This is a genomic window from Sulfobacillus sp. hq2 (assembly GCF_002903155.1).
In the GTDB taxonomy this organism is placed as follows: Bacteria; Bacillota; Sulfobacillia; order Sulfobacillales; family Sulfobacillaceae; genus Sulfobacillus; species Sulfobacillus thermotolerans.
Window position 1 is genome coordinate 24,803 of the sequence record NZ_NWUL01000034.1, and the last position, 25,457, is coordinate 50,259.

The window sequence follows — 25,457 nt, forward strand, 5'->3', positions numbered from 1 at the left end:
CGGCTCGTGCTGACAGATGGGAGCACGATTCAACGACCCGGCAGCTCGGGGACCACGTGGCGTCTCCATGCCCAGTGGAATCTGGGCACAGGACGGTGGGAACACGTGGAACTCATGGACGCCCATGGCGGCGAGTCCCTGACGCGGCTGCACTTGCGGCCCCGCGACGTCGTCTTGGCCGACCGCAACTACGCCAAACCCGCAGCCGTGGCGTGGGTGCAGAGTCAGCACGCGGAGGTGCTCGTCCGGTTCGGGTGGAAGGCTTTGCGGCTCCAAGAATTGGACGGCACTCCGTGGTCTGTGCTGGAAGCCGTCCGCACGCTCCCTGATGCCACTCCGGGGGAATGGACGGTGCAAATCGCCGGAACGAAGGACCACCCCGCCCTGCGGGTGCGGATTGTGGCGATGCGGAAATCAGCATCCGCGGCGGAAAAAGCGCGCCGGACCGCCCGCAAAGAGGCGCGCAATCACGGACATACGGTCTCCCAGGCGACCTTGGACGCCGCCGATTATGTGTTGATTTTAACGACCTTGTCCGCCGCAGAAGCGGACGCGGCCGAGATTCTTGAACTCTATCGTCTCCGATGGCAAATCGAAATCGCCTTCAAACGATTAAAAAGTTTAATCCATATTGATGAACTCCGGGCCTTCGACCCGGACCTCGCCCAAACGTATCTGCTAGCGAAACTGCTGGGGGGCGCCGTGCTGGTGGACGCCCTCCGGACCCACGGTCCGGATTTTTCCCCCACGGATTTCCCGTCCAGACGGACATCCAGCGCCGTGTGGCGTATTTCCCAAATGATTTGGCAGGATCTTCAGATCATCGTCCGGGGCTTCGTCAATCTGGACGATTGGCGCCCTTCAGCGCGAACATGGACCAAAGCACTCCATGAGCGACCACGTAAACGGTGCCTCGCACTCGATTCGGCAGCCTTAGGTTAGCGCCTATGCGGATTATCCCCCCAACACGGTGGGGGGATAATGCATTAATGATCTTCCCGACTTTCCGCCAATGGGTGTCGTTATCTGACAAGATCCGCACGACGCGGTGGTCCTTTTACCATGCCGTCTGAATCACGGCCGCACTCGGGTGCCCGATGGGGTCAAATGAGGCGCCTTGGCCTGAGCGTGGCAGCATGACGCCCCACCAATAGAGACCCTGGGCATGGCCCTGCCACGCTTTAATGGCAGCTGCATCATATTGGGCTTGCACGGACCAGTTCGTTGGTCCCGGAGGATCCCAGACCCATGGGGCTTGCCAAGCACGAGGCTTGGGCATAACGCCGAGTTCCGTGATGACGAGGTTAGGGATTTTAGCGGTTTGTGATATCCAAGGCTGCCAGGCCTGCACCAAAGCCGACTCGGTACCGGAAGGCGTATTGAGTGGATAATAGGCATCAAGACCAATCCACGTCAATTGTTTGGTCCATGGTGGCAGGGCAGCTAAGCTTGGGCTATTCCAATTAAACGAGTACAAGAGCGGGCCTTGATATGCCTGTTTCACCGCATGTATAACCGTATCCCAGCCTTGGTTATCGCTTTCTATTGACGAGAGCTCTGTGCCGATATCAAAAGCCCCGACATGCTCTTGTTGTCCTAATGCAGCGTAAGGGATGAGAGCCTGGGCATAGTGCTTAAACCAGCTGTTCAATGACTGCGGTGCAATATCACCACGCCAATGACCTGAAGGCGTTAACGTGCCCTCGTCTAACATGGGACGAAGCATGACGCTGAGATGATCGTGGTACGCTTGCAAAATGACCTGGCGAATGACACGGGGCGACGGCGTAAAATGCACAGGGCCAACATTATTGGCTTGCCAATTGCTTTGTCCGAAAGGAATAACAATGGCAACGGTGCGAACGTGCAAGGCAGCCACAGCATTTATCACGCCATCAATTTGAGAAGGGGTCGGGGTATTCCATACCTCGACATTGATGCCTGATTGAACTGTGGGCCAAGGGGGAGCTAATAAAGGCTTGGCGATGACGTGCACCTTGTGGGGTGGGTGTGTGGCAACGGGCTGAACGGCAGCTTTTTGGCCACACCCTGCCAAAGTTAACGCCAGGGCGCTCGCGAATAATAAACGTAAATAATGCATGAGATGCCTCCTTGCGCATGCAAGCACCAAGAGCTGTGGCGTAGGTCCGCCTTCCATGAAGACCGCTAAACGTGAAAAGATATAGAGCTCCGTCGATGCTTCTTTTTACGATACCCCTTTGAGAAACCTATCAGATTCCCAAAAGGCGTGGGGTGAACTAAGCTTTAGGCTGCAAACTTTGGTGAAGAATGCGTTCAGCCATGGTGATGAGATTGGTTTTGGTTGTCGCGATGGCTCCCGTCCACGTTCCGTGCGTGCGGGGTGCAACCATGGCTTCAGATACCGTGAGCGGTTCTAACCGAATAGGGCTGGATGACGCAAGTGATGGCGCACTGGCCGGAAAAGCCGCAAGCGACCACCGCAAGTACCGCACGCCATCAGGCTGCTTGACCGAATCTGTCCACTCAATATCAACATACGTGGATCTCGGTCCTCCCACGTAGTTGGCAGGCAAGGTGACCGCATAGGCGGTGGCCACAATGCCCGGAATCAGTTGAAAGGACTGGGCCGCGGCGATGTTGTCCCCATGATACAACAGACAATTATGAAACCCATAAGCTGCCAGCATATTGGCATTGGCAGCGCTCCAGACCTCGACCAAAGCTTCGTGGCCGGTGTGCGTATCGACGTACATGTCGGCAAGTGTAGCCGAATGCGGCCCTAAAATCGAGGATTCGTTGGCATGGTATACCGATGCGCTCATGAAGCCCCGAAGGTCTGGAATCAAGGCACTGAGGGCGTTGTGGGAGATGGGCTGGGGCTTGCCGAAACTCCCTTTCGCTAGGGAAAACAAAGGGGTGAGCAAATAGAACACCAGGCCAGATAGTAAAATGGCGGCAATGAGCCGGCCAACGCCTGCGTGAGGGATAGACCGGTTTTCTTGGGGAGACGGCATGGATAAGCCGAAAGGCCTCATTAACCCAATTAAGACCACAGTCAGCATGGCAAAGAGCACGAATCCTAGTACCGGATGGATATAGGAAAAGGTAAAGTGGGGACCAATGATATGAACGGCTAGGACAATCGCTATGAGCCGGATCCAATTCAAAACCAGAGCGCCGGTGAGTGCAATCAAGCTAAGATAGAGCTTGTGTTGCCATCTGCCGTTTAGCAAAAACCAAATAACGGGGATGACGATAGCAGCGCCTAACAAACTATCCGCCCCGCTGCAGGCTTCGGCAACAATTACAGGAAATTCGATATGCCCGTACGCGACATTAAACGTACCAAAGGGTTGAATTGCGTGGATCCATCCAAAAGAGGCTGTGGAATATTGAAGAATGCGAATGGCCCAATTCACCAAAAGGGTCTGCGTGGCGTTGGCAATAGCTTCAAAGATCGGGGGCCAGACCAGTAATAAGTAGACGAGCGGACCTAGCACTTTGCGAGTCGCGCCAATACCCCAAAAAAGCCACGTCATCGCTAAGATCCAAAGCGGCCAGAGGAGGAGTCCAGCATGATCAAAGACAAACGCCGTAGGCCAGCGCGCAGGTCCAACGACGAGAGCCAGCCCTGTAATAGCGGCAAGACTGATGCCTAAAATCGCATCGAGTTCACTATCATCAGGTCCTTCAAAAGGGACGGCCAGCAAATTCCATGAGGCCCATCCTATGGCCAAGATGGGAATCCAAATCAAATCGGCAATAGGAGTGTCCGCTAAAATGTTTTGCCATAACGGAGACGCATAGGCTAACAGAGGAGCTGTGCAAAGGCCAACCCAGAGAATCCAAAACCCCGTCAGGCTATGCCTTGGAGTTCTCGATATGGCGCTATTTTTCGTCATGGCCGGACCACGCGGCGCTTTCTAACCGCGTAAAAGAGCCAAGGCGATACCATCAATAGCGGTAACGCTGCGGCCCAAGGCACTTCTGGAAGTTGGCTAAATGGCAACGAATTATAGGATACAACCGGCGAATTTGCGGCAGGACCTTGTGCATTGGAACTATAGGTCATTTGAAAGGTTTCGTGAATATTCGGCCACCCATGGGGTGCGGGAAAAAACAAGCTTAACTGTGTTGGTGGTTGGCTGGGTAGGGGTGTGCCGGGCTGAGTGGTCACATCTGGCATTAATGAGCCATTTTGTGTCTTTATCACGTAGTTCGACGTGTATGAACCGGGCGTTGTCTGATTGGGCCATCCGTATAATGTGAGGGTGCCTGGCGGTAGAGAGGTTCCTTGGGGAATTGTCCATGTGGCCTTTAGCTGGCTTGCGCCTTGCGATGTGATGGTGAGGGTACCGACATCGGATGCGGCCATCGTGACGTGGCTAAATCCAATAAGAAGACTACCAGCCATTCCCAAGGCAGCGCTGAAACGAAGGACGGTCGGTGAAGGCATTGGCTTTCATCCCTTTCTATCGAACTGATATAAGAGTCTTGTCACAAGGCTCGACGGATCATTCAATGTGTAAAAAATATCGTGAATTAATAGCCTTTGACAGTGCCGATAAAAGTCTCAAATCGTGTCTCACACTGCCCTTAGGAATCTGAAAGGCTGCGAACCTTAAGCGGGGGTTTAATGGCCCGGTGTTCCCGAACGAAATGACGGATCTGCTTTGAAGACGAGGGCGTTTGGGTCTTGCGCTGACGCTTGTCTTGATACATGGCACGGTCAGCGCGGTCGATAAGGGAGCTCAAGGAGTCACCGGGTTCCCACTGGGCTACCCCGGCCGAAAATTGAAGCGTGGGATCGGCACGGCGCAAACGTTTGAGCGTTTCACACGCGATAGCTTTGGGCGTATGTGGCAATACCAGGATAAATTCATCCCCGGCCCAGCGAATTAACTGGTCGGAGCGCCGAATATTAGACAGGACTGTGTGGACGAGTTGACAGAGCAGATGGTCACCAGCCTTGTGACCATAGGCATCATTCATTTGTTTTAGGTTATCGAGATCGATAAAAATAATCGAAAATGGCTGGTCCTCGTGGGTTTTTTGTAACATCTGCAGCAACGCAATTTCTCCGGTGCGGCGCGTCAGCGCCCCGGTTAAGGCGTCCCATTCCGCAATCTCGGGTACGGATGAGGTCGCTGCAGCAATCGCCCCATAGCGGCGCAGCATATCCGTAAAAATGACACGCACGGTATGATAAATTTCGCCGCGTGAAATATTTAACGCGGTAATCATGTCGTCAATTGAGGCACCTTGGGCCATCAGTTTCAAGGCTTGATCGTAATACGAATCGGTGTTGGAATGGTTGGGCATTGGTGCACGCCTCCTTGTATCTCGTGAGAACCATGGTGCCCTCTTTCGGGCCCAACGCAGGTTACCGTGTTGTTTAAGTAAGCATAGCGGGAGTTCGTGCCAAAAACAGTGCTAATGGGGGTCGCAGATGCCGTCTCAAAGGGTTTATTGCTACAACGATTAAATTGGCATCTTTGCCCGCAGCTGCGCATGACGGCGAGCAAAGATGCCAAAATCACGAAAGGTTACCCCGGAATACGACGACGCCATGCCGAAACGGCCCATGGCAACACTAAAATCAACGGAAGGCCTGCAGCCCACGGAACTTCGGGTAGTTGCCCCTCGGCAAAGTTTGCTTCGGCCATTTCAATGGTCGTGTTCGACCACGATGTATCACCTGGAGGGAGCGTCACAGTGGTCGAGTAAGTACCTGCTGTTGTGACTGTTCCGTCAGACGCTGGTAATGGCGTGGTGGTGCCATTGTAGATCGCTTCCACGGCCACATATTCTCCGTCTGTTAATCCAGACCAGTACCATGTCGCCGTTGCTGTGTTGCCCTTAACATTGGTAATGCTAACATAGCCTTCTTGCGTAGAGTTTGAGTTACTTGCTGCCATGGTCATGCTGCCAAGTGCCAAAACCATGGTGGCTGCGATGCCCAAGATGCCAGACAAACGCCATAGTGGTGAAGTCATTGCTTCATCGTTCCCTTCTTATTGAAACCCGTGCCGATTACCGATCACCATGGCCTCTGTTTATAAAGAGGGCATGATGACGCCCTTACTATAGAAGTCCATAGGTGCGAGGACAGTAGCGAATGTTGTCTCAAGCAGTGTCTCGATTAGTTTAAGGGGTATCAGCTTGTCTTACGAGGGTTGTACACCCCACTAAAATGTCCTTCATGGAATAGAGGAATGTGTCGAACTATGTCGAATAGTGTCGATTGTAATACAGTGTTTGAATAAATAGAAATGGAGGTTTTATCTCTGTTCATGAAACGTATGGGTCGGAGTTTCTTAGTGGCGGGACTCGCGGCCTGTGTTCTCAATACCCCTTTAGTGCAGGCTTCCTCTACGCCACAAAATCTCACACAGCTCTCGCTGAACCGCTATGGAATAGCACAAGCGGGCCACACCGTGACATTTCAGGCAGCCGCCACTGGGGAATCGGCCGACTATCAATTTTGGGTCCAAACCCAGAAAGGATGGTCCATGGCGCGCAATTATTCCCCCAATCCGAGGTTTCAATTGGCTCTCGCAGATGGAAGCTATGTGGTGGCGGTCTACGCGCTTAGTGCCTCTTCTGTCCATTCGGGCTTATGGAATCAAGCATTGGTGGCGACGGACATTGTGAATGTCGGGAGTGCTGTGCACCTCAGTGTGGGACCGACCGCTACGCAGAATCAGGGAATGACAGTCGTAGCTCAAGCACGCAACCTTATTTCACCGGTTTATCAATTTTGGGTGGAAAATCCCCAAGGGCAATGGACGGCCAGTGGCGGATATCAAAGCAGCAGTTCTTTTACGTACACGCCACCCGAAGCAGGCACGTATCATATCATTGCTTATGCTAAGGATCCGGCAGCCCCTAATACCAATCAAGATGCCGTGTGGAGTCAGACCCATACGTTTACCGCTGCACCAAAGACCGTGGCAGCGGATTCCCTAACGACGTCTCTCATGAATCCATTGTCTGTGCTAAGTAATCCTAATGCCCTGCTCTTGGGGCAAACCGCCCAAGTGCAGGCGGTGGTGACAGGAGCTAATGGTCAACCCTTGGCGGATGTTCCGGTGGTGTTTACGGCGACGAATGATTCGAATCCAGCCGACCATGTGACCTTTCCCCAAGGATTAAATGGCAATGCTGTCACCAATGCCCAGGGCATTGCCACTACAACAATGACCGTGACCAATCCCAACGACAATTCTTCTTCAGCCCTAGCCTTAGACGCCTCTGCTGTGACCGCCGTCGGTTATCAAGTCTCAGTGCCATCGGCCCCCGCCTTGCAGCCCGTTCAAGGGCAAGTCCTTTTTGTAGCGCTGAATGAGACTGGAACCACCATCGGATCTGCGACGGGCTCCGTCATGACGAGCCAGCGGCTTGGGACATCGATGCAAACGCAAGCCTATGCGGTGAGCCAGAACACCGGCACGCCCCTTGAGCCGATGCTTTCTGCGCAATTTTTGCTGCCACAAACCTCGACCGCGCCACAGACCATTGCGGTGAACCAAACATCGGGTTCTTATGGAGCCGATAGTGTATGGCATTCTGTGCCTATTGTAGTACCGCAAGCTTTTTCGAGCGCTAGCGTAAACATTTCAAGTTTAGGGTTGTCAGCGGGTAGTGCCTTAACGGTCACGTACACACCTCAAGATGGTTCCACTCCTTACGTGCGGGTGTTGATGGGGCCCTTAGCCGCCAATAATTTTGGTGTGCAACTTCCGGCTCAGTCTGATGGCGGCCAATTAACGTTTACGCTTACCGCGCCGTCGACCGTGACGAGTGTACAAGCTACAGGGGTGGGGGTGCAGTCTGTGACCTATTATCCCCTTGCCCAAAGTGTCACAAGTCTTCGGGTTCCGGCGAGCGACGTGACGTGGACGGCGAATCCGGTTAGTTTCACCGCTTTTAGCCCTTTAAGTGCAAGTCAGGCCGCAGCTGATTTAGGAACGCAATATCAAGAAGGCACCACGTATCAAGCCGCAGTGCCGGTATATCCCGAAGTGGGAGACGGCGTCGTTGAAGCGCTTGGCGGAGGCGCGGTTACCGCGGCCTATTGGATTCCATCGCAAAACAATGGACAAGGCCAAAATGTCCTGGTATCAGGTCAAAGCGTACTCCCTGTGACGCCTTCTGAAGCGCTGGCGGCACCTCAGCTGACATGGGACTCTACGGGGAGTGTGAGGGCACGGCAATCAGGAATTGCCGAACTCTACGGAGTACCGCAAATTCCTGGCGTTGCCTTTCCTTTGCCGGGATTATATACGGCCGTATCATTTGTTCCCGCCTCACAAGCAGCAAGTGAACCGTGGGGGAATGCTTTGGCGGGACAAACGGTGCAAGTCACCGCGACTGTTACGGATGACAATGGTAATCTGGTGGGCGCGGGTACGCCTGTGACATGGCAAATTAGTGGGGCCGGCGTTCAGGTCTTGACGAAACAAAGCGAGACAGGTGCTAACGGCACGGCGTCTGTGGTATTGACCGGAGCGGGGAATGTCAAAGCCATTGTGTCGGCGTTTAGTCAAGGATTTGAGACCATGGTCAGTGATCAAGCGATGGCCCCATCCCCTACCGTTATGGTGCAGTGGCTTCCTGTCAGCTTACTTTATACACCCCAAGGAGGCCAGGATTTAGATGTGTCTAATGCTTTTACTCAAGCGCCTTTGGTGACGTTGACACTAGGCTCCACGCAGTTCGGGATGACTTTATTGGCCGGTCAGATGCCATTAGAGGGAATGGAGATCTCCATCACGGGAACGGGGACAGGGACGCTGAATAAGGTGGATGTGATCTCAAATGCCCAGGGGCAGGCTACCTTTGAAGATGCCTCTTCGCAACCGGGGTCGCAAGCCATCACGCTGGCGGTAGATTCCGCATTGCCAGAGGCCATATGGATTGATGGCGGGCCCGACGTGGGTCAAGGGCCCACATCGGCCTATGCGCACTTGACCATTCCTGTTCAGTGGCAAACGTCCAATGATGCACCGGTGCTTAAATGGGCACCAACTCCCTTAGCATTGGCGGCCATTGGGCAAACCGCAGACCTGACGGTGCAAGTGCTGGGTCCAAATGGCAGCCCTGAGGCTAACGTTCCGATTGCATTTTCTGTATCCGGTCAACAAACAGCGGTCCTAACGAACTCCCAAGCGACGACAAACGCCAGTGGTTTCGCCCAAGTCGGATTGTCCTCGGGCAGTCTTGGAGAAAGCGATACGGTTATGGCACAAATGGTCGGAAGTTCCCAGTGGCTGATCAGCCATGTGACCTGGACACAGCCGCCGGGTCCCACTACCCTAACCCCCGTATCGCTCAGCTTGAGCGCCGATAATCTGCCTAACCAATTGACCGTCAGCTTCTCGCGAACCCTGAATCCAGATTCTGTGCTACCCAACGGGTCCCAGTTTACGGTGACAGATCTGACCACCAACGTACAATATCAGATAGCGTCAGCGCAGGTAAGCGGGTCTCAAGTGGTGTTGACATTGTCGGGTCAAAATCCCGAACTTCCCTCAGGGGATGTGATTGCGGTGAGTGTCAATGCATTGACACAAGCGGGCATCACCACGGCCGTCACCGACAACTACCAGCGTCCGTCTCAAATTGGACCTGTGACGCTAGTCACCCCGTCATCGCCCACCGTCGTTGCAGCGGTATCGGGTAGTAGCCTTGTAGTGACAGTCAACGACGGAACGGGTGTATCCTCTGAGCAATCGGTGGTCATCGTGCCTTCTAGTGATCTTGATACGGTCGGGAATCTCGCCCCCGGGGCGGTGTATACGGCGGTGACCAGTGCCTCGACAGGTAGTCAAACCTTTACCATCCCCTATACCGCGACCGATGCGGGAACTTTCACGGTGTATTTTGATGGGGTCGATACCGTGTTGACGGTCTAAGGATTTCTTAGAGTCTCATCTATTTTAGGCGCCGGGCGGTCTCGTAAGGGACCGTTCGGTTGCTGGTTTTAAGCCGGTACATACGGGGGTGAAGATGGATGCCGCAGCCGCAGGTAAGGGAGCCTGGCTAGGGACGAAAGGCGGGCAGGCTCACCGCAAACGTGGTGTTGCTGACTAAAATGGGAGCGGCATCAATGGCGCCATGAATGCGCAAATCGATGGGCATGGATTGTTTGGCGGTGACGGTCACACCTGTGCTCGTTTGGGCTTTAGCGTAGAACAGCTCGATAGGATGGAAGGTGGGAAAGTGGGCGAACTTATTATTAATCAGAGGGTCTTCGACGATCCACTCGGCACTCTTGGCGGTGAGGGGATAGCGGACATGAAAAATTTGCCGGTAGTTACCGGCTTGCAGTGTCAAATTCCACCGAGCTGCTTTGACATGGGTAATGGCAATATGCACTGGCGCGCCGTCTGGCAAATTGCGGGCAATGGGTTTTAATGGTTGCGGTAACCCTTCAATCCACAATATGGTTTTGGTACCGTAAGCGGTCTTTTTCGTCAATGTGCCAGCTTGCAGCAACCGCCTTTGAGGGGCGCCGCCGACACCGACCCAGATGGCTAATGACCCATTGGAGATAAGGGTTGGAACACGCCACGTGGCCTGAACAGCGGTGTAGGTGGCGCTGGAATTGACATATCCGGCCCAGTTCCGGCTCATTTCCAAGGGCTCGCCTTGTGAGGGCGGTTGCAACGAGAAGGGTTGAGGTGCTGGAATCGAGACAGGATCAGACTGGGGACTGAGCCCAGGCCAGCTAATGACCGGATTGGCATTAATCGTCAGAAGGCCAAATCCTAATGCGACGATCCAATATAACGGCCGCATAGCCCCTCCTTCTCGTGTGTCATATCACCCTGAACTGTCTCCTTGGTAATAAGTTTACCCTTGTTTTACGCTAATGCAATCACCCACCACGACTGCGACTAGAGCCATTGTATGATTTCTAGGAATTTGTCTATGACAAAAGGTCAAAAGCTGGCTTGGCCGGCTTTTGACCTAGAATGTTTTACAAAAGTCATGCCGTTATAGGAGAAAATGGCCAACAAGACCGGTAATAAGGCCAAATATGGCAACGGTAGCGGCCAGTTTCGCCAATAAGGACTTGGGGAGCGCCGTGCTCACCATGGCCATGGAGGGGAGACTGATGGCCGGCAAGGTCATCATCAATACCGCAGCGGGGCCGACGCCTAAACCATATCGCATGAGCACACTGACAATGGGAACTTCTCCTGCGGTAGGAATGACAAATAGCGTGCCGACGATGGCATAGAGGATCCATAGCCACCAGGCGTGGGAGAGATTTGCGGTCATGGCAGGAAACAGCCAGGCACGCGCAGCACCCAAGGCCATGACGAGCACAATATATTCCGGCAAGAGCCGTGTCATGAGTTTCCACAAGGAGCGAAAAAAGCGGGCAACAATATGGACGGGGCTGTCAGAAGGGCGTGGAGGGACCGGCAAGGTGGTTTCATCTAAGCCCGCTGGCTGCCACATATCGCCCAGCTTTGCAACAAGCGCCACTAAGACGATACCGAGCCCTATGCGCAAAAGAGCCCAGTTCCAGCCCAGGACAAACCCCATAAAAATAATGGTGGCAGGATTGAGGATGGGGTTTCCGATCCAATAGGCCAGGACAGCCCCGGTCGAAACTTTTTGTCTTTTTAAATTGACCACAATGGGAGCGGAACAGCAGGTGCACATCATTGAGGGAATGGCAGCGAGTCCTGCTAAGGTGCGACTTTTCCAGCCGATTCGGCCTAAGGTAACGGCTAGCCAATCCGGGGGCAATAACGCATCAACTCCTGATCCAATGACCAGGCCGGCAATGAGCGCGATCCAAATATCTTTAAAATAGCTCCATGTATAATCCCATGCCGCATGCCATGAAGGGGCGGGAGCAAAGGGCGCTGACCCCGTGATAACGCTGGCACCCAGTGTGTGATGAGCCGCCACGCTGAAGACTTTGTGGTAATAGGGATTCCATTTGGCGATATAGACGAGACTTACGCCGAGGATGACAAAGATGATGACGGGCCATACTGGCCAAGGAGCTGAACGATGCTTGGAAACGGCGCCTGTATGTAAGGACATGCTAGATCAAGGCCTCCTACCTTAGTGTTTTGTATCAATTCGCTTCTACTCGTTCTTTTTGTGAAACCATGGGAACTCCCGGTCGTCCGCTCTCGGTGAACGGTCTCAACAAGTCTGCCCACAAAGTTTGCAAGGTCTTGCTCGAATCGTCCAGCATGACAAGGGGGGACGTTCTTAAACGCAGGGTCTTGTGTCCTGCCCAGCGGGTTGACCAAGACGACGGGTATACCACGCTGTTGGCTTGACCGGGTGGAGCCCCCATCAACGCGAGGGCACTGGGTTTGGGCAAACAGTACAGACTTGCCTGCTGTTCTCCATCATACAAAATATGGCACCAGATGGTTCGTCGAATCTTGCTTGCCAACAGGGGCGAAAAAAACCAGAGGTCTCGCGAGCCATTCAGACCTCTGGGCCGTGCCATGGCAATGTTTTTCAGTTTTTCTTCTCGGAGGCCACAATGGAAACTTGCATTTGACCCGCATGCTGGATGCGGTCTGAACTGCAACGGGGACAGACCGTCGCGCGGCTGCCTTGGGGAAGCAAAAAGACTTGGTCACAGTCAAAACACTTGAATTCCATCAATGTAATGACGTCGCTCATGGGGAGTAGCTCCTCTCTGCCAAAGACATTCTGCCAACAGTAAAAACGAGAAAGCGAAGCGGCGACGGAAGCGGAACGGTTCTGACGACAAGTTCCTTAAATAACCTATTTTGGTCTTCCTTGCGCCCGCATCTCAGATATCATAGCGTAGAACTTGTGAGAAGACTATGGAGATCATCACAATTCCCCGTGTTAGGTAATAGGAAAATGCGAGTGGTCCGGCAAGACATCAGGGAATTGACTAGAGGGGAGAGTTTTGGCGGCCGCCCGGTTGTACCAAATTAGTGTTGCGGCTGCGATAGCGGCTGCAGATAAGGTACCCCATGGGGTTTGGGTGATGAGACTGTAGATCACGCCAACGCCAGGCATAATGTACGTGCCTACGGCAATGACAGCACGTGCCACAGGGCTAAAAACGGGGCGAAGAAGCCATGCAAATAACAATGACACCCCGATGAAGGCACCAAACAGGACGGATAATCCAGCAAAGATCGCGTGATGAAGGTTGGCGGTGCCGACTGCTGCCAAACCGAGAACAAACCCTGCAATGAGACTGGGGCTCATCATGGCCAAAGCAGCCGATGCACTTTTCGGCCAATGGGGAGCAATAACGCGCAATGTCCAAGAGACTGCGCGAAAATGCGCAACTAACCCGGTGGCCGAGGCGGATGCTAAAATTGCGACGAGGCTTTGGCCTCCATCTGCGCCCCAGGTATCTGCCCACCCGAGAATCCCTAGAGCGAGAACGTATAGGTTGCTGGCGACGGATTTCGGTGAGGAGCGCCTGGACTGGCGTGCGAGTTGTCTCCAAATGGAGAGGCTAGCGAGTGCTAGGGCTGCGCTCAAAATTTCCGCGTGCCACATCTGCACGCGGCCTGTTGACGATATGGGCAGAGCCGTGGCCATGGCAACAGGAATTAGGAGTCCTGTCGAGATGCCTTGTAGGGCCGACAAGGTCAGTGACTGGGCATCGGAACGCATCACGTCTTCTCCTCACTTTCTTTAAAGTTATGATCTAAATGTGGCGGTGGATACCCTGTTTCAAACCGTGGATTTACAGCGTAGAACCTTCGCCCACCTATCAAGAATGCAGTACAATAGTGTAAAATAACTAGTGACAATAGTCTATAAAATTCAGCTTATTGTTTGCTATTAATAATACAAGAACTCGCGGTGGATGGGAAGTCCGCTGTCGTGAAATGGGAAGGAGAGCGCCGTGAACGAACAAGTCTGGACGACTTTTAAGATGGTAGCAGAAGTGGGCTCGATTTCTCAAGCGGCGCGAGCTCTTAACTTATCCCAATCAGCTGTCAGTCAACAAATTCAAATGCTTGAGCAATCTTATGCGACACACCTTTTTGTACGTACTAGCCAAGGGGTTCACCTGACGGAAATGGGTGAAGTGCTATATCGCTATGTCACTGCTTTGCTGCGGCTAATCCATGAATCGCAAGACGCGGTGCAGGAGTTAACGGATAGCCGTCCCCAAGTACTCGCTATTGGGGCGAGTTTGACCATTGCCGAATATCTGTTGCCAGGTATATTGGCTGAGTATTGCCGGGATATGCTTAATGCTCGGTGGTCCGTTACCATGGCCAATTCACGTACAGTTTTCGAGCAAGTGCTCAATCATACCTTGGATATAGGTCTTATTGAAGCGCCTATGGTCGATGCACAGGTGGTGGTCCGGCCATTTTTTGATGATCAGCCGGTGGTGATGGTGGCACGCACGCATCCTTGGGCTGAACGCCAGGAAGTCACGTTAGAAGAATTCATGGAAGAGCCATTAATTTTACGTGAACCAGGTTCAGGGACCCGCATGGCTTTAGAAAATGCTTTAGGCTATGAAGGGATTGATCTCAAGCAGTTAAATATTCGTTTGGTTTTAGGGACAACACATGCGATTAAGCAGATGATGCTTAAAGGACTGGGGGTTAGTGTTTTGTCTCCGCTCACGATTGAGCCAAGAGAGCGCGATTTATTTGCCTCGGTGCAAGTCGCGGGGTTGAGTCTATACCGAACGTTTTCATTGGTCTATCATCGTGATGCGATGACGCGAATTGGCGAGCGTTTTGTGCAAACCGTCATGCGAGTTCCGGCCAGTATGGCTTAAAATCCCGTATGCCCGCCCATAGATCGGCATTGTCCAGTACAATAACGATAGGGATACAGCATCAGGAGGTGGGCGAGTGAGGGCATGGGTCAAGGGAATCGGGGCCGTGGTTGGCGGCCTAGCCGCGGTGGTGGTCTTTTACCGAGGGGTTTCTTTGTTGTTGCCGCCTGTTATTCCCGTAACGCATCCGGTACAATCCCAAGCTATTGCGACCGTGCGGGCGCATCATGCACGCCATGTGCATCGCCAAAGCGTGTTGCCGTCATCGCCAGGTAGCGCGCCGGTAGGACCTAACGGGTTGGCCAAGATGGCTTATTCGGGTAGCGTGTGGACTAACGCCTTAGCACGGGCCCGTTCCCTGCATTTGCATCTTCTATTGCCGACGCATGCTTATCCGGATACGGCATTAGAAGAAAGTTATGTTGATGGACCGGACTTAGACCTGGAATTCAACAACATGTTGGCTATCGAATCAAACACACCCATCGATCCGGCGTATCAACCGGCCAGTGTGGCCAATGTGATGTTGGCTGATGGGGTTGCAGCCCAATGGATGTTGATTTATGGCGTGGGAGGACCTGCTTACCGGTTAGATTTTCAACAAGATGGAACGTACGTCCGCTTACAGTTGTTTCGCATCTATATTCCGGCTTCAGCGGGTTCTAACGAATTGATTGCAAGCCAGTTTGCTCCCATGTCATAGACGGTCATGCCTTGCCAGGAGATTCTAATGCAGTGTAAACTACAAAATGTAGTTTATAGAAGCTTCTTGGGGGAGGTTAGCAAGTTTATGACCAAACGAGTGATCGGGGTTGCTGTGTCTTTGACGGCCGTGTTGGCCGGATGTGGGACCACATCGCAAGCCGCCAAGCCTCAGACGTCTGGCTCTAGCACCATGAGCAGCACACCCGCTAGCAAAAGTTCCGTCGCATCTTCCGTGACGGTGGCAGAACTCAATACCAATAAAACGGCTCAAATGGTCCAAGCCGGGCAAGAAGCCACATTCGTCGTAACGGCCACAACGGCCAGCGGACAACCGGCGGCTAATCAACCCGTGATCGTCTATATTGGGCCCATGGTGCCGTTAGGTGCCGGGGTGAGCCAGTGGTATTCGACCAGCGCCCAAACGGCTTCGCCTTACGTGGCAAGCTATTCGAAAACAACGAACAGTATGGGACAAGCTACCATTGTGCTCCGTGGCCAGCCCACCAAGACGATGGAGATGATTGGCATCAAAGTGGGTTCTTTAAGTACGTTTAATCCGTCTTCCATGAAAGGAGCGGGGCTCATGGATGCTTGGTGGACAACGTCCACGACAAATCCGACGGCTCCAGTCGGCGACTACGTTGTGGTTCAACCGTTTGCCCGGGTGGTTGCCGCACGATCATCTCAGCCGCTTACGATTACGGTCATGAGTCCTTCAGGCCCGGTGTCTGGAGCGAGTGTCAGTGTCACGCCGAAAACGCCCGGAGCTTCCTCGTCTATGGGGGGATCCTCGATGAGCTCCTCGGGTGGCACGCATCTAACCACCAATAGTCAAGGGCAAGTCTCATATACCGCAAAAGCGGGGGCATCGATGACGGCGTTACCCGTCCGCATTGTGGTGTCCCAGGGTATGGGCCGCATCGCGGGTGGTCTAAACGCTGATCTGATGGCTCAATAAGTATGTGATGGGTCGACTTTAGTGACACGCCACCGCGATACATGCTGCAACAAAAAGGCTCGAACTGATGGCGGGAAAGGTCAGAAATGGCCAGAGAATGCCAACGGGATGATGGGAGTTCCCTCCATCAGAGGATGCTAGGGCGTCAATACGTGCCTGCCAGCCGCTATTCCAAGCGGGTTCGCTTGGAAAGGGGGCGGCAGGTTGGTTTTTCAGGGCACGCACGGTAGCCACCATCGCATGAATTAAATGATCGGGAGTTTGCTGCCACGAGGTGGCAAATTGGTCGGCCTGAATTTCCCGAATGGTTAAGTATTGGCGATATAGTGTGCCGAAACCAAACCCAGGCAGTGTGTGAATCAATATTATGAAAAGCTGTTGAATCGCATAATCTTGCGAACGGACATGACTATATTCATGGGCGATGATGGCAGCTAAAGCTTGGCGGTCGAGCAAATGTTGCATGGAATGCGCGATGACGATGGTGGGGGTACGAAAGCCGTAGGTAAAGGCATGGGGTGTGCTTTCCGTTAGACTGACGAAACGCACCTGGTTTGATGGGGCCAAGTTAGGGGGAATGAGTTCCTCCGGTAGTGGGGACAAGCGAGATTCGAGCTTTGCGGCGATGGTCGATTGTTCTCTGATATGGCGGGTGCTGATAGCAATGAGGCGATAAAGATATCCACCTAACAAGGCAGACACGAGAAGACCTAAAACAACAAGCCATAAGGGGACCGTCATAGGCCCCGGATGCATGGGGGATTTCATGAGGGCCCAAGCGAGATGGTGAGTGAGGGTTGCATCAAGCGCTCCCAATAGCAACACAGGAAGTGCTAATACCGAAGCCAACCCTCCAAGCCAAATCCAGGAACTGACGGTCTTAGTCATGGCCTTTCTCCTTTTTGCGGCTGTGTAAAATTTCTTCGAGTTTTTCTAGAGCGCCGGGTTCAATTTCGTCTACGGCGTCAACAAAGTGAACAAGACCGGTTTCACCGAATTCGGATAAGAGATTTTCCACAGATTGTAGCGCCCGAGCTTTGGCGACGCCGTCTTCAGGGGTAAGCTGATACGAGTAATGGCGCACCCCGCCTTGGCGTACAAGGAGCCCTTGGATGACTAAACGGTTCATGACAGTGGCCACGGTGTTGATGGATACGGCGCGTTTCTTCAAGATTTCTTCATAGACCGATTTCACGGTGGCTTGGCCTTGCCCACGAATAATGTTCAAAATTTGATTGCGAAGGTGGTTGCGTGTTGTTAGTGGCATGGTTCTCACCCATTTCCTATGGTGGTTAATAAGCCTACATTATATAGAGATTGTAGCATAGGGGGAAAAGGCACGGACGTGGACAAGAAGTTAAGAGGATGGAGTACGGGGCTCATCATGTTGATCGTCTATATTGCGGCCTTGGGCCTCGGGATTGTTAACCGTGCAAACATTGGAAGACAGGGCGTGATTTTTAATCGCGGCATGGCGTTTGGCCTGTTAGCTTACGCCCCGTCATGGAGCCTAGCCGTTGTCTCAGCGCTGGCCATGGCGGCCCTGGTTGCCGCATGGTGGCGGTGGCGAGAATACCAGACGGTCTTGGCCATCATTTTTGCGGGTGCGTTGGCTAATTGGACGGAACGTCTTTTATGGGGCGGTATCGTCGACTTTTGGCGGGTTCCGGGATACCCTTTTGTCTTCAATTTAGGGGACATTGCCATTCGGCTCGGCATGATTGCCTTGGTGATTCAGTACTGGTTGCTAACGCGTTCAGTGCGTACGCGTTCTAAAGGTCTTGCAGAAGTAGGCCGGGAGTTTAAAAGACGGTGATACCTGACAATCCAAAGATCGCACTGCTGACTATAAGTAAGCCGCATAACGTCATGTTCAGCGCGCACCATGCGCCAACGCCAGTATTCTAAAGCGGCGCGGATCATAAGGTGCCGAAGGGCATAGACAACATGCTTAAACATTTTTTCTCTCCAATCGTCATTTTTATTGGGGGCTCCATATGGTGGTGAGGAAACCCGAATTATGAAGGGCACTGTCGTATCGGAAAATGGGCTTGTCAAAAACCACGGTTTATTATGGCGCACCCCAGACAATGCGTCTAGTTTTTTCTTTCCAATTTTTGGTTTTACGCTAGAAAATCGATCGCAAAACCTTAAGAATTTCGTCAGGCCTTTCATTTTATGTTGCGAGGATTTGCAGGCGCTGCACAAAGTTTGACGGTTTATGCCGAAAGTGGGTAATGGCTATGGCCAAGCCCGAACGTCTTCAATAGCAGTTGTGACCTGATCATTAATTAAAAGAGGTCAAAAAAATCCTTGGGGCGAGACGCGGATGCCCCAAGGATTGGTGAGCTGAAGAACTTAATGCTCAGACACCGACAATTTGGTAACCTTGCTCGGTCAGACGGACAAGGGCCTCGCCGGCAGGCTCCATATGAATGCCCTGTTCAGTCACAGTGGTCGTGACGCCATATTGGTCGGCGTTAAAAGGACACGCGCCCATGGGGACTTGTCCGGAGGAGAGGGTTTTTAAGGCTTCAGCCAGATGGCCTTCGGCCTGACCAGCCAATTTAACGCCAGGGCCAAAGAAATAGACTTCGATATCTTGATTGCGATTGGCCTTGAGGCGACCGGCTAGCACTAAGTTGGCCAGAACCTTTTCCTCCAAGCCTGGGCCAGCAGTAATCCAGAATGCAATTTTTGCCATGTATAATCCTCCTGTTCAGGGGTGTCGGGCATCTTCGCGGTGATGGACGAAAATGGGGAAAAATTTAAAGCCCCTGTGATACTATATAATAACAAGTAAAGGAGAGCAAGGGGATGTTCAGAGCAGCGCAGCGTCCCCCTATTCCAGTTAATGGATGTGACAAGGCAGGAATTCTTTTAATGCATGACGAATGATTATCCGATTAGGGGGGCACGGCATGAATTGGCTTCAGGATATCGTCCATCAAGACCGTTCAGACCGTTTTGTCGGTCGACAAGAAGAGATTGCGGCCTTTCAGCAATGGCTGACGGACAACCAGCCACGGACGCAGATTTGGGACGTTCATGGAATTGCCGGTATGGGCAAATCGTCCTTGTTGTGGGAATGGATGGGGATGGCGCAAGCACAGCACATGGCCGTCTTATGGATGGACGGACGGTCCTGTCCCAAACAGCCCGCCTCGTTTCTTCAGTATTTTCAAGATGCATTGGAATCTGCAGGCATGGCGAACCAGTGGCCTGAGCGTGTCCTATGGATATTTGATAACTTTAATGAAGTGGGCGTGCTTGAAGGCTGGCTACGTGAAGATTGGCTGAGTCGTTTGCCTGATCAAGGCGCTCTGGTGGTCTTATCCAGCCGCCGGGGTCTAGATCGTGTGTGGTACACGCATTTGGGCTGGGACCAGCGTGTAAGGTCGTTCCCTTTAAACGCGTTGCCCTATGAAGAGGTGCAAGCATATTTTCTGCGCATGGGCGTCGAAGATAGCCATGAACTTCAAGCAGTGATTCAGCGTTTGCACGGATATCCTTTAGGGGTTGCCGTCGTGGGCGATTATTTTGCCACACGCAATCACGTAAAGGAAGCATGGGACCTTTCTTTGTTAGAGCAGATAACCGCCGAATTACTGCGGGAAGTGACGGACCCCTCCCTTCATCCGTTACTCGACATTCTTACCGTGTTGCCTGTCGCCAATCATGCTGCGTTCCAGAGTTTGATGGCCCCTGTTGAGGTTACGCTAGATCAATTCAAAGGCATCAGTCATTTGTCTTTTGTGCGGACTGTGCAAGGGGGCATCACATTGCACGATGTCGTCCGGGCCCAACTTTTCAATTTCATGCAGGAATATAACCCGACGGGGTTAAAACGTCTCCGCATTAAAGCGGTCGATTATCTTAGTCGTTTGTACCGAGAAGCCACAACGCTTCGCGAGCGCAGTCACTTGGCCTACCAGCTTATGGAGATTAGTGCCGCGTCTTTGCCGCGCGAAAGCTCTTACGCCGATGTCGGGGCGCTTACAGCGATCTCACGCGATCGCCAGGTTGACGCCACAGATGCCCAAGCAATTCATCGTATGATTGATGAGTGGGGAAGGCAAAGCTTAGTCCTGCCGACACCGAAGGCAGCACACGCTCTTTTCGATGCGGTTCTTGCCCAATTTCCTCAGGCCATCCGCGTGATTAGGGCTCCTGATGGCGCCCCCATCGGGTTTTTCGTGTCGTTGCCGATGCATCATACCACGGCGGCGTTAATCGAATTATATGCCCCAGGAACTGTAGCGCGCTATTTTCCAGACGAAACGTTCCCTCAAGATCCCGATCAGGCGGATACGTATTTGGGCACTTTAGTGGGTGTCGATGCGCACCATCCTTTATATCACCCCAGAGACATCCTCGGCATTATTATTCGGGATGGACTGTCATTTTTAGGCAGTGGACTTCGGGGGGTTGTGGGAAGTGGGGAGCCCAGACTTAAAGCATTGTTGGGACTTTTAGGCTTCGACTCGCATCCGCTTGGATTAGAAGAAGGCGTGGAAGCCTTCGTGCTCGATATGCGGCACCGGGACTTTCTTATTTGGGTGGGGTCGGTGATACGCGCGTTCAACCGCCCGGTGGTGAAAAATCGCTACGGCGTGGATGAGGAGACGCTCCGTCGGGCTCTCAAGGCGTACCATAGCGTCGATGATTTTAACCGGACAGGCTTGCCAGAAATGTTAGGGTGTGAGGGGCATGAAGCCCGCCGTATTCTGGCGGTTCTCCTTTCAGAGAGCCCAGTGCCACCTCTGACCGATGTCACGCAAAGAGTCTTGCGGATGACCTTTATCGATCACATTGGCAATGCCGACCGCATTGCCATGGCGCTACATTTGAGCCGCCCCACCTATTATCGCCAGCTCCGTCAAGGGATATCAGACCTTTGTAACGTACTGCAATCCGGCGAATTCGTGGCTATTTTGATCGATCGCGGAGAATAGCCAAGAAGGGCATAGTTGATGCTCACGGAAGCGATTCGAGATAGGACTTTAATAGCTTAAAATCTGCGTTATCGGTTTGGGTAAAGCGAATGGCGACTTGTGTCATACCCGACTGTGTGGCCACACAACGTAGGACGCGGCCTTGAAGATGAAGCGGTGCGCCACGCAGGGTCAATGTCATTGCGACCGGGGATTGCTCCGGGAACGGTTTCTCTAATTGACAGCGCAGGCCTTGTACCGAGATATCTTCGGTCTCGGAGGAAATTTTTTTGAGTCCTAAAGGGCCAGTGGAAAAAGTGACCGGCAAGGACAAGGCGTGACGTCTTGTGCGCCGGTTTTCTTGAGCTTGAGGATCGCCCTCAAGTACGACAGATAAGACGGGCTGTGCGGATAAATCCGTGCGTTCGACGTAGGCGTTTTGTTGCCATAACGTCTGATTCCATTGCCAACGCACTTGAATCACTGTGCCAGGAGGAGGCAAACGCAGGCCGGATAACGGGGTAATGATTTCCAAATAGCATTGGTCGGCTAAGCGTAGTTTGACGATGGTTTCAATAACGGTTTCGTCATACCAAAAACTTGCATGAGTATTTGTCGATAAGAAAACAGCCACGGTGTGCCTCCCGCGTAGAGTCGTCTGGAATTCATTATTATTACATATTGTATAAGATGCGGCGGGCATCGAGATCATTAATTTTCCCAACGTCAGTTAAGAATATTGCTGCCACAAGACGGCCAACCGCGCGGTTGTCACGGGATTGTCTGCAGACGGTTCGTCACTCGCTACCTGCATGAACAGCGGTCCTTGATCCCAATCGAGGCGTGTTTGCATGCGGTTCGTACCCGTAATGTTAACGACTAATAAGCCTTGGTACCCGGGTAGGAAATGCGTGTGTAAATAACGGATAAGAGGCGAAGATACGGTTTGTTCTGACACGGCGGTGCCGCCTTTTATCTCCATGGTCCATTCACCTTCATGCCAAATGAGCACGGGGCCATGGGACAGTGCCTGACTTGAAAAGAGGGTACTGGCTGGATAGGCTTGGCCGATGAGGCCTGTGGCTAAAGTGACCGTGTGTGGATGACCAGACGGTGCGCGCCAGTAAAGATTACCGGATTCCAGCAACGCGGTAGTAGGTGCTTGAGGGCTGACCGCTGTCACCCGCCATGATGCAAAGGGTGCCAGATCGCTAAGGTCGTGCGTTATTTCTGGGCTATTCACGGGGTAGCATTGCTGCGTTTTCCAGATCCGTACACTGTATTGGTTGAGCGAGGGACTCGCACTGGCGGTGGCCGATAGGCTTTGATTACGCGCATGGGGAATGCGTGTGGGCCCAAATAACGGCAAAGCGATTTGGGTCGCGTCATGGTGCAGAGCTTCCTTAATAATTGTGTGAGACGGTTGGCACGCGCTCACCGTTTCCATTTGCACAAAGTGCCACGTCGCGCCTCCATTATTAGTGTTGTAGAGCGCATCGAGATTAGTTTGGGATAGCGGCGCGAGAATTTGACCGTCGGTAGGAGAGGAAAAATGAATCACGGGCGCTTTGTTGCCTGGCCAAAATGATGACGGTAAATGGATGATTTGCTTGGCCCATGTTTTTCCACTGCTTTCTGTGCGATAAATCAGCAAGATCGGTTGCATGGCACTAAGCTCCGCAATGAACCCTTCCGATGTTGTTGGGAAATTGATGGTGGCCTGCCCCGAGGCGTTGGGAAACACTGGCGCATTGGCACTCCATTGCGATGCATTTTCCAATGTCCATTGTTTACCACCGTTTTGGGACTGAAATAGATAGAAGCTTTCTTGCGCTGTGGCGGCGTTGCCTGCTGCGAGGACCCATTCCCTAGAGCCAGCGTTGGCCAAAACGGCGTTTTGAGCCTGTTCAAGGTGTGTTACCGCTTGCGTTGTTGTGGCGATGAGTGGATGCTGCCATGTGTGCAAGATGGTGGTGCCAAGACGTTGATGAGACGGTGGAACATGAACGCTGAGCTCCAGTAATTGCCCTGTTTGGGTAAGAATTGTCGTACTGCCACTGCCTGTCGAGGGCGATACGGGAATGACGTCTTTATAAGGGGCTGTCGGTGAGGTGGAGAGCGGCAACCACCGTGTAGCCAAAGACAAGCTGGGCGTTAAATTTGTCACCGAGCAGGATCCGGTTTGTCCTCCTAAAGTGATGCTGTCAGCCGTGATGCGTTCGGTCGTCCAGGTTTTGGGGATTGCAACGACGGTGGAGAAGATGTTTACGGGCTTAAAGCCCGGACGCAACGGGGCTAATCCTTGAAATGTGGCAGGACCGTGCTGGGCGGATTGTTGCGGAAGAGACGCCGCGGGGGTACTGGTCGCGACTGTGCCGCAACCGCTTAAAGAAGCGCTTATGATTGCGCTGCCGAGTATCAACCCCAGTCTCACATGCATTCCGTGGATCCCTCCATGCACCATCTCACAACTCCATTTTATGATGTAAACGCCGTGCGGAGCAAAAAGTTTCATGAAATTCCTTTTTTTGCTGGAAAAATTGTAAAGAAATATGGCGGGGTGTTTCTTAGCGTTACCTGGTATCTCGACATGCTACCATAGAGGAAAGGGGCGGAACACAGCATGGTACACCAACACTTGGGCCAAGATTTTCGTCGGTTATGGTCATTTCATCGGGATCCACTGAAGACGTTAAGCCAAATTGCGCGAGCCCAAGGGCCTCTTGCGTCCTTTCATATGGGCCCTTGGGCTTTTGTTTTGGTCAGTGGGGGAGCTCAAGTTCACACCTTATTGAATACCCACGGCAAACACCTTATCAAGGGACCGGGGATGGATGCAAACAATCCGCTGATTGGACGAGGACCGTTGGTCGCGGAAGGGGATCTTTGGAAAATGGAGCGGCTGGCGATACAGCCGGCTTTTGACCATGGACGTTTTGCGGACTATGGCACATGGATCACGCAGGCGACGCGAGACTACTGTCATCAGGTTATCCGCACTAAGGCCACGACGAGCGACCACGACATGCTCGTGTTGACCATGCGCGTTGTCCTAGGTACGCTGTTTGAGGGAGACGCTTCTGTTTCCGCCTTGCAGGAAATGGCGCAAGCGGTGCAAACGGTGATGACCTACTTCTATCAACGCTCACGCAGTGTGTTGCGCTGGCCATATACGTGGCGAGTTCCTGGCACCTTGCCCTATCACCGAGCTGCAGACCGTTTGCAACCGTGGATGGCTGAATTTCTTCAAGGGCCGAGAAAGAGTTTGGTAGCGGAGCGATTACATCAGGCCTTGCGGGACGATCCCGATGCGGTCTTGCAGACGGCGTTAACCCTAATTATGGCGGGCCATGAAACCACCGGTCATGCGCTGTTTTGGACTTTGCTGTTGCTAGCCGCTAATCCCGCGGTGCAAGCGCGGTTGCAGCAGGAAGTGGATGACCAGCTTCGGGGTCAATGCCCGCAAATATCATCGCTTGACCGTTTGCCCTATCTAAAGGCGGTAATCTTGGAGTCTTTGCGCTTGTTCCCGCCCGTTTGGCTATTAAGTCGTTCAAATCCGCACCCATTGACTTTAGAGGGCGAAACATTTGCTCCTCGGACGTTTTTTCTCGTGAGTCCCTATGTGACCCATCATTTGTCTTCTGAATTTCCCAATCCGAACGATTTTGACCCCGAAAGGTGGCTTCAGGGGGACCAAGAGGCTTATGCGTTGGCATTTCTTCCTTTTGGGAAGGGGCCGCGTAGTTGCATCGGACGTGATTTTGCGCTACTTGAAATGCAGCTCGTCATTGCATCCTTCGTCCAGGCGCTAACCCTTCACCCAATTTCTGGGACATCATGGCGCCCAGTGCCCCGACTCAGTTTACTTCCTCCCCCCGGCATGAGACTGACGGTCAGCCCGCGCTCCACCTAGGTTGCGGGGAATCGGGAACGAGAGAAAAACTTCTCACTCATCTTTCCCCAAGACCACGGCGACTGCGTCTATATGCTGTTTTAACGAAGCATGTCACCGGACGGGAAATTTCTGGCAGTCTTGCGAGGAGAGCTTCCCCGGTGCTATAATCACCAAGTTATAAACACTGGACGAATCCAT

Annotated in this window: 22 protein-coding genes; 8 read left to right on the forward strand and 14 right to left on the reverse strand. The window is 52.9% G+C overall.

Annotated elements, in window-relative coordinates:
* The first annotated feature begins 6 nt into the window (after positions 1-6).
* The gene (locus tag CO251_RS09730) at positions 7-942 is read left to right on the forward strand and encodes a transposase (RefSeq protein WP_158246276.1); all 936 of its coding nucleotides are present in this window, start codon (positions 7-9) and stop codon (positions 940-942) included.
* A gap of 115 nt (positions 943-1,057) precedes the next feature.
* On the opposite strand, the gene CO251_RS09735 is transcribed toward CO251_RS09730, so the two are convergent.
* The 5 genes from CO251_RS09735 to CO251_RS09755 form a co-directional block, all read right to left on the reverse strand.
* Positions 1,058-2,101, reverse strand: coding sequence for a hypothetical protein (locus CO251_RS09735; RefSeq protein WP_103375626.1), 1,044 nt, complete (start codon positions 2,099-2,101; stop codon positions 1,058-1,060).
* 157 nt (positions 2,102-2,258) lie between these two features.
* Complete coding sequence (locus tag CO251_RS09740; protein WP_103375627.1) at positions 2,259-3,884, reverse strand: exosortase/archaeosortase family protein; 1,626 nt, start codon at positions 3,882-3,884, stop codon at positions 2,259-2,261.
* A complete protein-coding gene (locus tag CO251_RS09745; RefSeq protein ID WP_103375628.1) occupies positions 3,881-4,438 on the reverse strand; it encodes a hypothetical protein in 558 nt (185 codons plus the stop codon). Before CO251_RS09745 ends, CO251_RS09740 begins: the two co-directional genes overlap by 4 nt.
* 140 nt (positions 4,439-4,578) lie before the next feature.
* Positions 4,579-5,304 (reverse strand): diguanylate cyclase domain-containing protein, encoded by a 726-nt coding sequence (locus CO251_RS09750; protein WP_103375629.1) that lies wholly within the window; start codon positions 5,302-5,304, stop codon positions 4,579-4,581.
* A 224-nt stretch (positions 5,305-5,528) separates the two neighbouring features.
* A complete protein-coding gene (locus tag CO251_RS09755; RefSeq protein WP_103375630.1) occupies positions 5,529-5,978 on the reverse strand; it encodes a hypothetical protein in 450 nt (149 codons plus the stop codon).
* A 297-nt stretch (positions 5,979-6,275) separates the two neighbouring features.
* On the opposite strand from CO251_RS09755, the gene CO251_RS09760 reads away from it, so the two are divergent.
* Complete coding sequence (locus tag CO251_RS09760; RefSeq protein ID WP_103375631.1) at positions 6,276-9,899, forward strand: hypothetical protein; 3,624 nt, start codon at positions 6,276-6,278, stop codon at positions 9,897-9,899.
* Positions 9,900-10,026: 127 nt separating this feature from the next.
* Here CO251_RS09760 and CO251_RS09765 read toward each other — a convergent pair whose 3' ends face one another.
* The 4 genes from CO251_RS09765 to CO251_RS09775 all read right to left on the reverse strand — a co-directional run bounded on the left by CO251_RS09765 (position 10,027) and on the right by CO251_RS09775 (position 13,632).
* Positions 10,027-10,785, reverse strand: coding sequence for a G1 family glutamic endopeptidase (locus CO251_RS09765; RefSeq protein WP_103375632.1), 759 nt, complete (start codon positions 10,783-10,785; stop codon positions 10,027-10,029).
* Positions 10,786-10,983: 198 nt separating this feature from the next.
* Entirely contained in the window at positions 10,984-12,051 is a 1,068-nt protein-coding gene (locus CO251_RS09770; RefSeq protein ID WP_103375633.1) for a permease, read from the reverse strand.
* Between the two features lie 432 nt (positions 12,052-12,483).
* Entirely contained in the window at positions 12,484-12,651 is a 168-nt protein-coding gene (locus CO251_RS17415) for a hypothetical protein (RefSeq protein ID WP_158246277.1), read from the reverse strand.
* Positions 12,652-12,843: 192 nt separating this feature from the next.
* Positions 12,844-13,632, reverse strand: a complete 789-nt coding sequence (locus tag CO251_RS09775) for a hypothetical protein (protein ID WP_103375634.1) — start codon at positions 13,630-13,632, stop codon at positions 12,844-12,846.
* Positions 13,633-13,867: 235 nt separating this feature from the next.
* Here CO251_RS09775 and CO251_RS09780 point away from each other — a divergent pair, with 235 nt between their 5' ends.
* The 3 genes from CO251_RS09780 (at position 13,868) to CO251_RS09790 (ending at position 16,427) form a co-directional block, all read left to right on the forward strand.
* Positions 13,868-14,764 (forward strand): LysR family transcriptional regulator, encoded by an 897-nt coding sequence (locus tag CO251_RS09780; RefSeq protein WP_103375635.1) that lies wholly within the window; start codon positions 13,868-13,870, stop codon positions 14,762-14,764.
* Positions 14,765-14,840: 76 nt separating this feature from the next.
* Positions 14,841-15,467, forward strand: a complete 627-nt coding sequence (locus CO251_RS09785; RefSeq protein ID WP_103375636.1) for a hypothetical protein — start codon at positions 14,841-14,843, stop codon at positions 15,465-15,467.
* Between the two features lie 87 nt (positions 15,468-15,554).
* The gene (locus CO251_RS09790; protein ID WP_103375637.1) at positions 15,555-16,427 is read left to right on the forward strand and encodes a hypothetical protein; all 873 of its coding nucleotides are present in this window, start codon (positions 15,555-15,557) and stop codon (positions 16,425-16,427) included.
* Positions 16,428-16,445: 18 nt separating this feature from the next.
* Here the strand turns inward: CO251_RS09790 and CO251_RS09795 are convergent, their stop codons facing one another.
* Together CO251_RS09795 and CO251_RS09800 are read right to left on the reverse strand one after the other, a co-directional pair.
* A complete protein-coding gene (locus CO251_RS09795; RefSeq protein ID WP_103375638.1) occupies positions 16,446-17,315 on the reverse strand; it encodes a M48 family metalloprotease in 870 nt (289 codons plus the stop codon).
* Positions 17,308-17,694 carry a BlaI/MecI/CopY family transcriptional regulator gene (locus CO251_RS09800; RefSeq protein WP_103375639.1) on the reverse strand — a complete coding sequence of 129 codons (387 nt, stop codon included), beginning with the start codon at positions 17,692-17,694 and terminating at the stop codon, positions 17,308-17,310. The genes CO251_RS09795 and CO251_RS09800 overlap by 8 nt, the downstream gene beginning before the upstream one ends.
* A gap of 78 nt (positions 17,695-17,772) precedes the next feature.
* On the opposite strand from CO251_RS09800, the gene CO251_RS09805 reads away from it, so the two are divergent.
* Positions 17,773-18,243 (forward strand): signal peptidase II, encoded by a 471-nt coding sequence (locus tag CO251_RS09805; RefSeq protein WP_158246278.1) that lies wholly within the window; start codon positions 17,773-17,775, stop codon positions 18,241-18,243.
* A gap of 549 nt (positions 18,244-18,792) precedes the next feature.
* Here the strand turns inward: CO251_RS09805 and CO251_RS09815 are convergent.
* The gene (locus CO251_RS09815; protein WP_103375642.1) at positions 18,793-19,131 is read right to left on the reverse strand and encodes a DsrE family protein; all 339 of its coding nucleotides are present in this window, start codon (positions 19,129-19,131) and stop codon (positions 18,793-18,795) included.
* A gap of 217 nt (positions 19,132-19,348) precedes the next feature.
* Here CO251_RS09815 and CO251_RS09820 point away from each other — a divergent pair, with 217 nt between their 5' ends.
* Complete coding sequence (locus CO251_RS09820; RefSeq protein ID WP_103375643.1) at positions 19,349-21,382, forward strand: hypothetical protein; 2,034 nt, start codon at positions 19,349-19,351, stop codon at positions 21,380-21,382.
* 22 nt (positions 21,383-21,404) lie between these two features.
* On the opposite strand, the gene CO251_RS09825 is transcribed toward CO251_RS09820, so the two are convergent.
* Positions 21,405-21,995, reverse strand: coding sequence for a PilZ domain-containing protein (locus CO251_RS09825; RefSeq protein WP_158246279.1), 591 nt, complete (start codon positions 21,993-21,995; stop codon positions 21,405-21,407).
* Positions 21,996-22,091: 96 nt separating this feature from the next.
* Positions 22,092-23,801 carry a hypothetical protein gene (locus tag CO251_RS09830; RefSeq protein WP_103375645.1) on the reverse strand — a complete coding sequence of 570 codons (1,710 nt, stop codon included), beginning with the start codon at positions 23,799-23,801 and terminating at the stop codon, positions 22,092-22,094.
* Positions 23,802-23,984: 183 nt separating this feature from the next.
* Between CO251_RS09830 and CO251_RS09835 the strand changes: the two genes are divergently transcribed.
* Positions 23,985-25,277, forward strand: coding sequence for a cytochrome P450 (locus CO251_RS09835; protein ID WP_103375646.1), 1,293 nt, complete (start codon positions 23,985-23,987; stop codon positions 25,275-25,277).
* Positions 25,278-25,457: the final 180 nt, after the last annotated feature.